Below are 13,803 nucleotides of genomic sequence, written 5' to 3' on the forward strand. Positions count from 1 at the left end.
AGCCTTGGATTGGCCTACCCTGCTCAACCGCGAACGTCTCGGCAAGCCGCTGCACAGCCCGCAAGAACTCGGCCGCAGCCCGTTTCACAAAGACCATGACCGCATCATTTTCTCCGGCGCATTCCGCCGCCTCGGGCGCAAGACCCAAGTGCACCCGGTCACCAGCAACGATCACATTCACACCCGCCTGACCCACTCGCTGGAAGTCAGCTGCGTCGGCCGCTCTCTGGGCATGCGTGTCGGTGAAACCTTGCGCAACGCGCTGCCAGACTGGTGCGACCCCGCCGACCTGGGCATGGTGGTGCAATCGGCCTGCCTGGCTCACGACATCGGCAACCCGCCTTTTGGCCATTCCGGCGAAGACGCCATCCGCCACTGGTTTCAACAAGCGGCCGGGCGCGGCTGGCTGGACGGCATGAGCGAGGCCGAGCGCGGTGACTTTCTGAATTTCGAGGGCAATGCTCAAGGTTTTCGCGTGCTGACGCAGCTGGAATATCACCAGTTCGATGGCGGCACGCGCCTGACCTATGCGACGCTGGGGACCTATCTGAAGTACCCGTGGACTGCGCGCCATGCTGACTCCCTCGGCTACAAGAAACATAAATTCGGTTGTTATCAGAGCGAACTGCCGCTGCTCGAACAGATTGCGCACAAGCTCGGCCTGCCGCAGCTTGAAGACCAGCGCTGGGCACGCCATCCACTGGTCTATTTGATGGAGGCGGCCGATGACATCTGCTACGCCCTGATCGATCTGGAAGACGGTCTGGAAATGGAGCTGCTCGACTACGCCGAAGTCGAGTCGCTGCTGCTCGGTCTGGTCGGTGACGACTTGCCGGAAACCTATCGCCAGCTCGGCCCGCAGGATTCCCGCCGGCGCAAGCTCGCGATCCTGCGCGGCAAAGCCATCGAGCACCTGACCAACGCAGCAGCGCGGGCGTTTGTCGAACAGCAGGATGCCCTGCTTGCCGGCACCCTACACGGCGATCTGGTCGAACACATGCACGGGCCGGCGAAACGTTGCGTGTTGAACGCCAAGGACATCGCGCGCAAGAAAATTTTCCAGGACAAACGCAAGACGCTGCATGAAATCGGCGCTTACACGACGCTGGAGATCCTGCTCAATTCGTTCTGCGGCGCCGCGCTGGAACAGCACAACGGCCGTACCCCGTCGTTCAAGAGCCGGCGCATTCTCGACCTGCTCGGCAACAACGCGCCGGATCCACAGGGCTCGCTGCACAGCTCGTTTCTGCGCATGATCGATTTCATCGCCGGCATGACCGACAGTTACGCAAGTGACATGGCATTGGAAATGACCGGGCGCTCGAGTCATTGAGCGCCCCGAATTCAGCCGGCCGTCGTCAGGCCGGCCGGATATCCTGCGGTTTCCTCGCCACGAACGTTATAACGCGCTTTTCTAACTGTTCAGATAACACTGCCCTGAACTCTGCAATACGAGAAAATAACCATCAGAAACAAACATCATTTAAACGCCAGCAAATAATCGGAGTTCAAGATTGGTCTTCGAATAATTTCTGCCTCCTGTCTATTGCATACCCGTGCTTCCTTACGTCAAACCTAATTTCAACGTAGTCCATTTCCTTATTGCGCGTAGGATTAATCCGATAACGTAGTCGCGACACTACCAGTCCATGCGAGTGCTCATTCATCTGAGCTAAGGTGCGCGCTTTATTCATGCTTGCATGGGACTCTATTTATGAACTCCGTTTTTATCGTGGACGATCATCCGGTGATCCGCCTCGCCGTGCGAATGCTCCTGGAACATGAAGGCTACAAGGTCGTCGGCGAGACTGATAACGGTGTCGATGCCATGCAGATGGTGCGTGAATGCATGCCTGACCTGGTCATTCTCGATGTCAGCATCCCCAAGCTGGACGGCCTCGAAGTACTGGCGCGCTTCAACACCATGGGTTCAAACTTCAAGATTCTGATTCTGACCGCGCAGTGCCCCACGCTGTTCGGTATTCGCTGCATGCAGTCCGGTGCATCAGGGTATGTCTGCAAGCAGGAAGACTTGAGCGAGCTGGTCAGCGCAATCAAGGCGGTATTATCCGGCTACAACTATTTTCCCAGTCAGGCGCTCAATCCGGTGCGCAATGACGACATCCGATACGCAGAACTTGAACTGTTCAAATCCGTTAATGATCGCGAACTGATGGTATTGCAGTTATTTGCTCAGGGCCGCACCAACAAGGAAATTGCCCAGGGTATGTTTCTCAGTAACAAGACCGTAAGCACCTACAAAAAGCGCCTGATGCAAAAGCTCAAGGTCAGATCACTTGTAGAACTTATCGAGATGGCCAAACGCAACGCACTCGTGTGAGATTCCGCATGCCCAGCCGTTTAAAGGACTACTTGATTGCCTTGAGCGCAGCTCTGTGCCTGAGCGCCAATGCCGCGCCAGGCTCGCCGTCGGATTACGCCCTGCTCAGCCGGTCGGCAAGTGAAAACATTGCAGTGACTCTGCAACCATCGCAACGGCAGTGGCTGCAGGATCGCAGCGAATTGGTATTGGGCACTTCCGCACCTGACTACCCGCCCTTCGACATGACCGCCAGTGGCAAGGAATATGAAGGACTGACAGCCGACTACGCAGGCATCATCGGCAAGGTCAGCGGTTTGCCGATCAGGGTACAACGCTTTCCCTCTCGCGAAGCAGCGATTCGCGCCCTGGTCGATGGGCAGATCGACCTGCTTGGCACAGCCAACGGCTACGAAGCAGGGAACGCCAATCTTGCCCTCTCCAGTCCTTACGCGGTCGATCAGCCGGTATTGGTGACTCGCGAGGATGAAACCCGCTCTTTGACCGAAGGTCTGGCCGGCCTGCGCCTGAGCATGGTTTATCACTACCTGCCGCTGCCTGAGATCAAAGCGCTGTATCCCAAGGCACTGATCACCTGCTATCCCTCTTATCAGAACGCCATCAACGCCGTCGCCTTCGATCAGGCCGATGTATTTCTCGGCGACACCCTTTCCACCCACTACATGATCAACAAGGGTTATCTGAACAATGTGCGCATGGCCAATTTCGGCAAACAGGAAGCGCAAGGCTTCAGCTTTGCCGTCCGGCACAGCAATCCGCAATTGCTGGGCATCATCGACGCCGTGCTCAATGCGGTGCCAAGCGGCCAGCGCGACGACATCGCCAAGCGCTGGAGCGCTGGCAGCGACATGTTGCTCACTGATAAAAAACTGCAACTGACCGAACGCGAACAGACGTGGCTCAAGCGCCATCCCATCGTCAGCGTGGTGGTCAACGAGGCCTATGCGCCGCTGACGTTCTTCGACAGCGCGGGAAGCTTTCGCGGCATCAGCGCCGATCTGCTCGAACTGATCCGCTTGCGTACGGGCCTGCGTTTCGAGATTCAGCGCAGTCGCAACGATGCGGAAATGATCAGGCAGATCGACAACCACAAAGCCGACCTGATCGCTGCGCTGCTGCCAAGCGCTGAACGAGAGAAAACCCTGAGTTTCAGCCGCCCCTACCTGGAAAATTCCTATGTGCTGCTGACGCGCAAAAGCGCCGATGGGCCGACCAACCTGGCTCAACTCAAAGGCAAGCGACTGGCGATCGCCAAAGGCAATCCATTGGTCGCTTACTTGCACGAGAATTTCCCGCGCATCGAACTGATCGAAACGCCCGATACTTTCAGCGCCGTGTCGATGCTTGCCGGTAACCATGTCGACGGGGCCGTCAATTCCCTGGTGATCGCCAACTACTTCATTTCATCGCGCATCTTTGATCAGCCATTGCAAATCACCACCACGATTGGCACCAGTCAGGCGGCCTTCTCGCTGGCGACCGCGCGTGACAACACCGAGCTGGCCTCGATCATCAACAAGGCACTGCTGAGCATCGCTCCCGAGGAGCTCGGAGTGATCAACGGCCGCTGGCGCGGTTATTCCACGGCGTCACAAAACATCTGGCAAAACTACCAGCGCCTGTTCTATCAGGTCATTGCCGCCGCCGGCCTGATCCTGATTCTGTTACTGACCTGGAACGCTTACATGCGCCATCAGATCAAACAGCGCCAGGCCGCCGAGCGCGCGCTGAACGATCAACTGGAATTCATGCGTTCGCTCGTCAACGGCACGCCGCACCCGATCTACGTACGGGATCGACAGGGCCTGCTGCAAAGTTGCAATGACAGTTATCTGGAAGCATTCAACGCCAAGCGCGAGGACATCATTGGCAAAGATGTCATACAGGGCACGCTGAGCAATGTCTTCGAAGCTCAGGCTTTCCAGGCCGATTACCAGAGAGTCATCGCCGAAGGCACACCCTTGGTACTCGATCGGCCCCTGCACATCGGCAACCGGCGATTGACCATCTATCACTGGATTCTTCCCTATCGCGACTCCAGCGGCGCCGTTCAGGGGATCATCGGCGGCTGGGTCGACATCAGTGAGCGCCGTCAGTTGTTTGAAGAACTGCGCGCGGCGAAGGAGCAGGCCGACGAGGCGAACCGGGCCAAGAGCACCTTTCTGGCGACGATGAGCCACGAAATCCGTACTCCGATGAACGCCGTGATCGGCATGCTCGAACTGACCCTCAGACGCATTGAACCGCGGCATCCGGATCGCGCCTCAATCGACACGGCCTATCATTCGGCCAAGGATCTGCTGGGCCTGATCGGCGATATTCTCGACATCGCTCGCATCGAATCGGGTCGCCTGAGCCTGTGCCCGGAATGGATCAATCTGGTGGATACGGTGACGTCCGTTGCGCGCATCTTCGACGGCCTTGCCCGGCAGAAAAACCTCGCTTTGCAAGTGGTTTTCAACCCGCCAAACCCGGCCGTGGACGTGCATCTGGATCCGCTGCGTTTCAAGCAGGTGCTGTCGAATCTGGTCAGCAATGCAATCAAGTTCACCGAATATGGCCACGTGAGGATCACCCTCGAACTGATCTCGGCAGACGGCTCTGGACGAGCGTTGATGCAGTTGACCGTGCAGGACAGTGGCGCAGGCATCAGCGCTGAAGATCAACAGCGCCTGTTCGAACCTTTCTCGCAGGCGGAAAACGGCAGCCGCCAGGCGAAAAATGGCGCCGGGCTGGGACTGGTCATCAGTCGCAACCTGTGCGAAATGATGGGCGGACAACTGCAGTTGAGCAGCCAGCCCGGCATCGGTACTCAGGTCTGCGTCTCGCTGCCACTGGACAGCCAGCCGGCAAAGGCGAATCCACCCAAAAGCGAACCGTTGATCAAGCCCGCGACAACGCCGTTACACATACTCGTTGTCGACGACCACCCCGCCAACCGCCTGCTGATGTGCCAGCAGCTCGAATTTCTCGGCCATCGGTTCAGCGTTGCCGAGGACGGCTGCAGCGGCCTTGAGCGTTGGAAGGCCGATCATTTCGATCTGGTGATCGTCGACTGCAACATGCCCATGATGAACGGCTATGAAATGACTCGCGGGATTCGCCAGCTTGAACTGCAAAACCGCCGCCCGCCGTGCACCGTGCTGGGCTTCACCGCCAATGCCCAGCCCGAAGAAGTCCGGCGCTGCAAACTCGCCGGCATGAATGACTGCCTGTTCAAGCCGTTAAGCCTGACCTTGCTCGCGCAGTGGATCGATGGCATCACGCCGGCCTCTCCCGCAGTGTTCGACCTGCAGAGTCTGAGCCTGCTGACCGGCAACAATCCCGCGCAAACCCGACGCATGCTGGTGGAACTGCTCAGGAGCAGCCGCCTGGACCGCGATGAACTGATCACTCTGTCGCCCGAAGATGATCGCGAAGCATTGGCCGTGGTCGCGCACAAGATCAAGGGCGCGGCACGCATCGCGCAGGCTTCTCGGTTGATCGAATGTTGCGATGCCCTTGAGCAAGCTTGCCAGCAAGTGCTCGCATCACAGGAGATTGCCCGCCGTTGGGCGGCAACCAGCCAGGCAATGCTCGAACTGGAGCAGGCCCTGCAGCAGCAACTGGCGCTGACCGATCAAGGCACAGTGAGCGAGTCTTGACTATGCTTGGGCGCTGAGCAGTGAGTTAAACATTCTGGAGAGCCTGCAATGCAAAGCCCACTGCGCCCCGAGCAACGCCAGTTGCCGCTGCACGTGCACATCAGCGTCATGTTCACCTTTCTCTTGTTGCTCACAGGCGTGGTGCTGGGCCTGTTCAATTATCACCAGACCACGCAAATCATCCTGTCGAGCAGCGAGACTCTGTTCGATCGCATCGAACAGGATGTGCGTGATGACCTGCAGGCGACCTATCAGCCGATCCGCCACCTGTTGAGCCTGCTGGCAGACACCCCGGCGGCCCAGTCTGCCGAACTTGAACATCGCCTGCCCTTGCTCAAGCCGTTCAGCCAGTCATTGGTCGACAACCCGGCGTTGGCTTCGCTGTATCTGGGTTATGCCAATGGCGATTTTTTCATGGTGCGGGCACTGCGCACCCCGGCCCTCAAAGTACAGGTTCAGGCGCCGGAAGCGGCGGCCTATCAAGTCTGGAGCATCGAACACGACCCGCAGGGTGCCGTACGCTCGCAGTCGATGTTCTTTGATCTGGCGCTGACGCTGCTCAGCCGCCGCGATCATCCAGAGGAGCCCTACGATCCGCGCGGCCGCAAATGGTTCAGCGATGCTCTGCAACAGGCCGGGCAGATCACCACCGAACCTTACCTGTTTTTCTCCACTCACAATGTCGGCACCACGCTGGCGCGACGCAGCGGCGAGAACGCCGTGATTGGCGCCGATCTGACCCTCGCTTCGCTCTCCACCGCCCTGGGCAAGCACCGGGTAACGCATTCGACGGAAATCGCCTTGTACGACACCGACGGCAATGCCGTGGCCTACCTTGACAGCAATCGCCTGATCGTTGACGACCGCAGCGCGCGGCTGGCCAGAGCGGCCGATCTCAGCCCAGAGCTGAACGCATTGCTCACCTCCAAAGATATCGGCAAGCGTCTGCAGGTCAACGATCGGCAATGGATCGTCGCACGCACCCGCATTGAGGAAGGCGGGCCTAAGGGTTTGCAACTGGCGCTGCTGGTGCCTGAAGACGAGTTGCTGGTGGATGCATTTCGCATGCGTTGGCAGGGCGCGCTGATTACCCTGGCCATCCTGTTGCTGTGCCTGCCCCTGGGCTGGGTGATTTCGCGAATTCTGGTCAAACCGCTGCTTGGCCTGGTCAAGGAAGCCGACGCCATTCGCAGTTTCGATTTCAGCTTCCCGCTGACCCGACGCTCTCCCGTGCTGGAGGTCGATCAATTGGGCCTGTCAATGGCGCGGATGAAAGAGACGCTGGGAAGTTTCTTCCGCATCACCGACAGCCTGTGCGCCGAAACGCGTTTTGCTCCGCTGCTCGAACGCGTGCTGTTCGAAACCGTGCAGATCGCTCAGGCGCAGGCCGGTCTGATCTATCTGCGTGAAGCCGATGGTGCGCGCATGGAACCTTATGGGCTGGTGATCGACGGCGTGCCGCAGGCGCTGGAGGCGTTCGACATTCAGGGACGTGAGCTGCATGAAACCGCGCCGGCGTGGTTTGAACAACTGGCCAGCGCCAACAGTACAGTCAGCCATCTGGGCTTCGATCAGGCGGGCGACCTGCAGAAAATCCTGCTGGCCATGGAATCACCGCGCATCCACCTGATCGGTATCCGCCTGCACAACCAGCATGACGAAACCATCGGCCTGCTGGTTCTGCTGGTCAATGACAGCGGCGCGCCGAGCGATCTGGAAAAGGTGCGGCCCGACCGTATCGCCTTCCTGCAGGCGGTGTCCGGTGCGGCGGCAGTCAGTATCGAAAGCCAGCGCCTGCAGGCTCGGCAGAAGCAACTGCTCGATGCCTTCATTCAATTGCTCGCCAGTGCGATCGACTCCAAGAGTCCGTATACCGGGGGTCATTGTCAGCGGGTACCGGAGCTGACGCTGATGCTCGCCCAGGCCGCTGCCGCCAGCGAAGAGCCGACGTTCAGCGCCTATCAACCCAGTGAAGATGAGTGGGAGGCCTTGCACATCGCCGCGTGGCTGCACGACTGCGGCAAGATCACGACGCCCGAGTATGTGGTCGACAAAGCTACCAAGCTCGAGACCATCAACGACCGCATCCATGAGATCCGCACCCGCTTCGAAGTGCTCAAGCGTGACGTGTGGATCAGCTATTGGCAGACACTGGCGAGCGGTGCGGATGAGGCTGCGCTGGCCCGCGCGCGTGATAGCGAGCTACAGATGCTCGACGACGACTTCGCCTTCGTTGCCCGTTGCAATCTCGGTGGCGAGGCCATGGCCGAGACCGATCTGCAACGCCTTGACCAAGTCGCGAAGCGCACCTGGCTGCGCACACTCGACGATCGCCTCGGTGTGTCGTGGGAAGAAAACCGTCGCCAGGCAAAAACACCGGCGCCGACTCTGCCAGTCAGCGAAAGACTGCTGAGCGACAAACCCGAGCACCTGATCGAGCGCGACCAGAACGAGCTGATCCCGGAGGACAATCCCTGGGGCTTCAAACTCGATGTGCCCGCCTACAAGTACAACCGCGGCGAGCTGTACAACCTGAAGATTGCACGTGGCACGCTGACCCGCGAAGAGCGCTACATCATCAACCATCACATGGTGCAGACGATCATGATGCTCAGCCACCTGCCCTTCCCCGGCCACCTCGACAGCATTGCCGAGATCGCTGGTGGACATCACGAAAAAATGGACGGCACGGGGTACCCGAAACGACTGAAACGCGAGGAGATGAGCCTGCCGGCAAGGATGATGGCGATTGCCGATATTTTCGAAGCGCTGACCGCCGCCGATCGCCCCTACAAGAAAGCCAAATCGTTGAGCGAGGCGTTGGGCATCATGGCGACCATGTGCCGGGAAGCGCACATTGATGCGCCCCTGTTCGGCCTGTTCATCAACGAGGGGGTGTACATGCAGTACGCGACGCGGTTTCTCGATCCCGCGCAAATCGACGACGTGGATACGGCCAGCCTGTTGCACAAGGCTGGCCTCGGCGGCTGATCAGCAGTCGGTCAGGCGAAGGAAAATCGCTGCCAATTGCTCGATGCCGGTCTGATCTTCGGCACCGAAACGCGCCAGTTTCGGGCTGTCGAGATCGAGCACGCCGATCAGGCGACCGTCCTTGACCAGGGGCACCACCAGTTCGCTGTTCGAAGCGCTGTCGCAGGCAATGTGGCCGGGGAAGGCATGCACATCCTCGACGCGCTGGGTCTGCAGACTGGCAGCAGCGGCGCCACATACGCCACGCCCGAACGGAATGCGCACGCAAGCGATCTGGCCTTGAAACGGGCCGAGCACCAGTTCTTCGTTGCGATTGAGATAGAAACCGGCCCAGTTCAAATCATCGAGCTGGTTGAACAGGAACGCGGAAAACTGCGCGGCATTAGCGATGAAATCGCGCTCGTCCGCCAGCAGCGATTCCAGTTGCGCGGCCAACATGCCGTAGCCTTCGAGGCCCTGGCCGCTGTGTTGCAAATCAATCATGCCTTGTGCTCCAGCAATTTCAATCCCACCCAGTAGCGGGCGAATTGATACGCGCAACGTCCGTTGCGATTACCGCGGCCGGTGGCCCAGCGCACGGCGAGGATGTCCAGTGCTTCGTCGCGCTGCCAGCTCAGGCCGGCCTTGGCGGCCAACTGGCCGATCCAGTGTTCGACGACGTTGAGAAAATGTTCCTGGGTAAACGGGTAGAACGACAGCCACAGACCGAAACGGTCCGACAAGGCGATCTTGTCTTCCACTGCTTCGCTCGGGTGCAGCTCGCCGTCAACGCGCTTCCAGTTTTCATTGTCGCTTTCCTTTTCCGGCACCAGGTGGCGACGGTTGGAAGTGGCGTACAGCAAGACGTTGTCGGGGGCCTGCTCAAGCGAACCGTCGAGCACGCTTTTCAGCACGCGGTAGTCGCCTTCGCCGGATTCGAACGACAGGTCATCGCAGAACAACACGAAACGTTGCGGCAATTTGGCGACTTGCTCGACCACGCGTGGCAGGTCAGCCAAGTGATCGCGCTCTATCTCGATCAGGCGCAGGCCGGCGCCGGCATGCTCGGCGAGCAACGCACGCACCAGCGAGGATTTGCCTGTACCGCGCGAGCCCCAGAGCAAGGCGTGGTTGGCCGGCATGCCATCGAGAAATTGTCGGGTATTGCGTCCAAGCTGTTCCAACTGACGGTCGACACCGATCAGGTCGGACAGACGCATGTCAAGGCTGACTTCCAGCGGCAACAGGTAGCCGCTGCGCCCGTCACGCTGCCAGCGCGCCGCCAGACAAGTATTCCAGTCAATGACGGGGCGCGGGGCCGGCAACAGTGGTTCGATTCGCGCCAGAACCGACTCGGCGCGTTCAAGAAAAGCATTCAATCGGGAATCCACGTCTTCTCCTCGGGCACTTTCACAGTGATGATGACGATCCAGCGACCCTGCACAGATAGAATTGCCCGACCAAGCCTTGTTACAAGGCGATTCGGGAACCTCGGTATCCATACATGATCGACTATGCTTGAGCAGCGAAGGGAAACGGAAGTGGTTCAACAACCCATGGATATCAAATTCACCCACCGGCTGTCTTACAAGCAAGCCAGGCTTACCGTGCTGGTCGGGTTCATTCTGGGCACCCTGCTCAGTCTGCTGCAGATCGGCATCGATTATGCCAGCGAAGACGCTTCCATCAACCGGGAAATCCTCGCGCTACTCGAAATCAGCCACAATCCGGCCTCGCGCATTGCCTACAACATCGACGCCGAACTGGCGCAGGAACTCACTCTGGGCCTGCTGCGCTCGCCCGCGATCATCGCGGCGCAACTGATCGACAACAACGATACCGTGCTGGCCAACGTCAAACGCCCGGAGTTGCAAAGCAACTATCGACTGATCAGCGACTTCCTGTTCGGCGCCAAGCGTCATTTTGAAGACCGTCTGTACCTCGATCACCTGCCCAACGAATCCCTCGGCGTGCTGAAACTGGAAGTCGACACCTATGCTTTTGGCAGTCGCTTTTTGCGCCGCGCGGAAGTCACCCTGCTCAACGGTTTTGCTCGCAGCCTGCTGCTGACCGGGATTCTGCTGGCGCTGTTCTACGTGATGCTGACCAAGCCACTGGTGCGAGTCATCCGTGAACTCAGCGGCCGCGATCCACGCAGCGCCGAGCCAACCACGCTCGAGTGTCCCGCCGGGCACGGCAACGATGAAATCGGCGTACTGGTCAAAGTTGCCAATCAGCAATTCGAGAACATCGCCACCGAAATCCAGCAACGGCGCACAGCGGAAAACCGCCTGACCGAATACCTTGCGCAGCTTGAAGACATCGTCTCGGCGCGTACCGCCGAACTCAAGGCAATCAATACCCGCCTGAGTCAATCCAACGAAGAACTGGAAGCGGCGCGCCGCACTGCACTGGACATGGCCGAGGCGCGTTCGGCCTTCCTGGCCAACATGAGCCATGAAATCCGCACGCCGCTCAACGGTTTGCTGGGAATGATCGCGCTGTCGCTGGATGGCCCGTTGAACGCCGAGCAGCAGCAACAACTGTCGATCGCCCACGACTCGGGCAAGGTGCTGGTGGAGTTGCTCAACGACATTCTCGACCTGTCGAAATTCGACGCCGGGCAACTGGAGCTGGAAAACATCCCGTTCGACCTTGGTTCGCTGATCGAGGACACCGCCAACCTGCTGTCGCAGAATGCCGCGCCGAGCGTCGAGTTGACCTGTCTGATCGAGCCGCACTTCCCGGCACTCGTGCTGGGCGACCCGACCCGAGTGCGGCAGATCGTCAGTAACCTGCTGTCCAACGCGCTGAAATTCACCCGCTTCGGTCGGGTCGATGTGCGTCTGTCGGCGCACAAAAATGGCGTGCGCATCGACGTCTGCGACACCGGCATCGGTATCGCCCAGGAAGCCCAAGTGAAAATCTTCCAGCCGTTCACTCAGGCCGGTGCCGGCATCACTCGTCAGTACGGCGGCACCGGGCTGGGGCTGGCGTTGACCTATAATCTTTGCGAAGCGATGCAGGGCCGTCTGACCATCAGCTCTGAAAGTGGTTTCGGCAGCCAGTTCTGCGCCGAACTACCATTGCCCATTCACACCCGCGCCCTGGCGCCGGCACCGTTACGCGGCAAGGTTCTCGCGATCACTGCTGGGAGCAGTGGTCTGGCTGAATTACTGAAAAGCCTTTTACCGGTCTGGGGCCTCGAATACACGCAGCGCACCATTGATGATTCGCTGCTGGGCCTCAATCCTGACGTACTGATCACTGATTGCCCCGAGTGCCTGTTCGGTCTGCGTCCAAATATTACTGCGCCGATCCTGCTGGTGACGGCTTACGGCAGTTTTCTGCCCAGCGAAGAAGCCGCCGCCCTTGCGCCCCTGCAGCAACAGGCCCGGCCGCTGGCGCGCAATGCGCTGTACCAGCACCTGCGGCGTATTCTGCAACCGGACGTCGCCACCCTCAGCGAAGCGCAAGCGGACGCCTCGCCGTCCGCGCGTCGGGGCAAAGTGCTGCTGGTCGAGGACAATCCGGTCAACCAACTGGTCGCCAAAGGCATGCTGGGCAAGCTTGGCTGCGATGTGGTCGTAGCGGGTCATGGCGCCGAGGCGCTGGACCAACTGGAGTTTGCCGATTTCGATCTGGTGCTGATGGATTGCAACATGCCGGTGATGGATGGCTATGAAGCCAGTCGACAGATTCGTCAGAGCGGGCGCTGGCCGAATCTGCCGATTGTCGCGCTGACCGCCAATGCCATGTCCGAAGAGCGCGAACGTTGCCGCGCCGCCGGCATGAGCGACTACCTGGCCAAACCGTTTCGTCGTGAAGAACTCGCGGCGTTGCTGGATCAGTGGATGCCGACTACGACAGCACTTTGATCTGCCCGAGCAAGTGATCGAGGCCGGCGCGTAAATCATTGAGCCGGTCGAGATCGACGCCGCTGTCGCAAAGCAGGCGCGCCTTCAACGGCCCGACCTGCTCGCGCAACGCTTGTCCGGCAGCTGTCAGGCTCAAATGCACCTCCCGTTCATCGCGTGCCGAGCGCCGACGCTGGACCAGATCGACCTGCTCAAGACGCTTGAGCAATGGCGTCAAAGTCCCTGAGTCCAGCGCCAGGCGCTCGCCCAAGGCTTTCACGGTCGGCTGCTCGGGTGCCGCGTCCTGCCACTCCCATAGCACCAGCATCGCCAGATACTGCGGGTAGGTCAGGCCCAACTGATCAAGCATCGGCTTGTAGGCACGGATCACCGCCCGCGAGGCTGCGTACAACTTGAAGCACAACTGGCTGTCGAGCCTCAGCGAATCAACCGGCACGCTCATTTCAGCAGCGCTTCGATCTCGGCGCTCAGGTCCTGCGGCTTGGTCGTCGGGGCGAAACGCTTGACCAACTGGCCGTCTTTGCCGATCAGGAATTTGGTGAAATTCCACTTGATGCCCTGCGAGCCGAGCACGCCCGGGGCGCGCTTCTTCAACTGCACGAACAGCGGATGAGCATCGGCGCCGTTGACGTCGATCTTCTTGAACAACGGGAAGCTGACGCCGAAATTCAACTCGCAGAACTCGCTGATGGCGCCTTCATTACCCGGTTCCTGTTTGCCGAACTGGTTGCAGGGAAAACCCAGCACCACCAGCCCCTGGTCCTTGTAGGTCTGCCAGAGTTCTTCGAGGCCCTTGTATTGCGGAGTGAAGCCACACTTGCTCGCGGTATTGACCACCAGCACGGCTTTACCGGCGAAATCGGCCAAGGTTTTTTGCTCACCCTTGATGGTTGTGCAGGGGATATTCAGCAAGTTGTCACTCATGAGACGGCTCCGCAATGGTGAGGAAAGCGCAAACATAACGAGCAAT

At 59.4% G+C, this 13,803-nt stretch carries 9 protein-coding genes; 5 read left to right on the forward strand and 4 right to left on the reverse strand.

Going from position 1 to position 13,803, the window contains the following annotated elements; all coding sequences use genetic code 11:
• Positions 1-4: 4 nt before the first annotated feature.
• The 4 genes from ACP7D9_RS21620 to ACP7D9_RS21635 all read left to right on the forward strand — a co-directional run bounded on the left by ACP7D9_RS21620 (position 5) and on the right by ACP7D9_RS21635 (position 8,976).
• Positions 5-1,333: a deoxyguanosinetriphosphate triphosphohydrolase gene (locus tag ACP7D9_RS21620; RefSeq protein WP_101155550.1), complete on the forward strand. Its 1,329-nt coding sequence runs from the start codon at positions 5-7 to the stop codon at positions 1,331-1,333.
• Positions 1,334-1,714: 381 nt separating this feature from the next.
• The gene (locus tag ACP7D9_RS21625; RefSeq protein WP_101155548.1) at positions 1,715-2,341 is read left to right on the forward strand and encodes a response regulator transcription factor; all 627 of its coding nucleotides are present in this window, start codon (positions 1,715-1,717) and stop codon (positions 2,339-2,341) included.
• A gap of 8 nt (positions 2,342-2,349) precedes the next feature.
• Complete coding sequence (locus ACP7D9_RS21630; protein WP_397479285.1) at positions 2,350-5,985, forward strand: transporter substrate-binding domain-containing protein; 3,636 nt, start codon at positions 2,350-2,352, stop codon at positions 5,983-5,985.
• A 48-nt stretch (positions 5,986-6,033) separates the two neighbouring features.
• The gene (locus ACP7D9_RS21635) at positions 6,034-8,976 is read left to right on the forward strand and encodes an HD domain-containing phosphohydrolase (protein WP_426159570.1); all 2,943 of its coding nucleotides are present in this window, start codon (positions 6,034-6,036) and stop codon (positions 8,974-8,976) included.
• Here the strand turns inward: ACP7D9_RS21635 and ACP7D9_RS21640 are convergent, their stop codons facing one another.
• Positions 8,977-9,459, reverse strand: a complete 483-nt coding sequence (locus ACP7D9_RS21640) for a GAF domain-containing protein (RefSeq protein WP_101155542.1) — start codon at positions 9,457-9,459, stop codon at positions 8,977-8,979.
• On the reverse strand, positions 9,456-10,346 hold the full coding sequence (locus ACP7D9_RS21645) for an ATP-binding protein (protein WP_101155540.1): 891 nt from the start codon (positions 10,344-10,346) through the stop codon (positions 9,456-9,458). Before ACP7D9_RS21645 ends, ACP7D9_RS21640 begins: the two co-directional genes overlap by 4 nt.
• 165 nt (positions 10,347-10,511) lie before the next feature.
• Here ACP7D9_RS21645 and ACP7D9_RS21650 point away from each other — a divergent pair, with 165 nt between their 5' ends.
• Positions 10,512-12,833 carry a response regulator gene (locus ACP7D9_RS21650; protein WP_426159571.1) on the forward strand — a complete coding sequence of 774 codons (2,322 nt, stop codon included), beginning with the start codon at positions 10,512-10,514 and terminating at the stop codon, positions 12,831-12,833.
• Here ACP7D9_RS21650 and ACP7D9_RS21655 read toward each other — a convergent pair.
• Both ACP7D9_RS21655 and ACP7D9_RS21660 read right to left on the reverse strand, forming a co-directional pair.
• A complete protein-coding gene (locus tag ACP7D9_RS21655; protein WP_426159572.1) occupies positions 12,817-13,275 on the reverse strand; it encodes a MarR family winged helix-turn-helix transcriptional regulator in 459 nt (152 codons plus the stop codon). The genes ACP7D9_RS21650 and ACP7D9_RS21655 overlap by 17 nt on opposite strands.
• Positions 13,272-13,757 (reverse strand): glutathione peroxidase, encoded by a 486-nt coding sequence (locus ACP7D9_RS21660; RefSeq protein WP_101155534.1) that lies wholly within the window; start codon positions 13,755-13,757, stop codon positions 13,272-13,274. Before ACP7D9_RS21660 ends, ACP7D9_RS21655 begins: the two co-directional genes overlap by 4 nt.
• Positions 13,758-13,803: the final 46 nt, after the last annotated feature.

It is taken from the genome of Pseudomonas sp. TSRC2-2 (genome assembly GCF_049897785.1).
In the GTDB taxonomy this organism is placed as follows: domain Bacteria; phylum Pseudomonadota; class Gammaproteobacteria; order Pseudomonadales; family Pseudomonadaceae; genus Aquipseudomonas.

Excerpts from the sequence above, each read along its gene's own strand:
- ACP7D9_RS21660 (WP_101155534.1), bottom strand. The coding sequence starts at position 13,757 with ATGAGTGACAACTTGCTGAATATCCCCTGCACAACCATCAAGGGTGAG.
- ACP7D9_RS21640 (WP_101155542.1), bottom strand. The coding sequence starts at position 9,459 with ATGATTGATTTGCAACACAGCGGCCAGGGCCTCGAAGGCTACGGCATG.
- ACP7D9_RS21635 (WP_426159570.1), top strand. The coding sequence starts at position 6,034 with ATGCAAAGCCCACTGCGCCCCGAGCAACGCCAGTTGCCGCTGCACGTG.
- ACP7D9_RS21655 (WP_426159572.1), bottom strand. The coding sequence starts at position 13,275 with ATGAGCGTGCCGGTTGATTCGCTGAGGCTCGACAGCCAGTTGTGCTTC.
- ACP7D9_RS21630 (WP_397479285.1), top strand. The coding sequence starts at position 2,350 with ATGCCCAGCCGTTTAAAGGACTACTTGATTGCCTTGAGCGCAGCTCTG.
- ACP7D9_RS21625 (WP_101155548.1), top strand. The coding sequence starts at position 1,715 with ATGAACTCCGTTTTTATCGTGGACGATCATCCGGTGATCCGCCTCGCC.
- ACP7D9_RS21650 (WP_426159571.1), top strand. The coding sequence starts at position 10,512 with ATGGATATCAAATTCACCCACCGGCTGTCTTACAAGCAAGCCAGGCTT.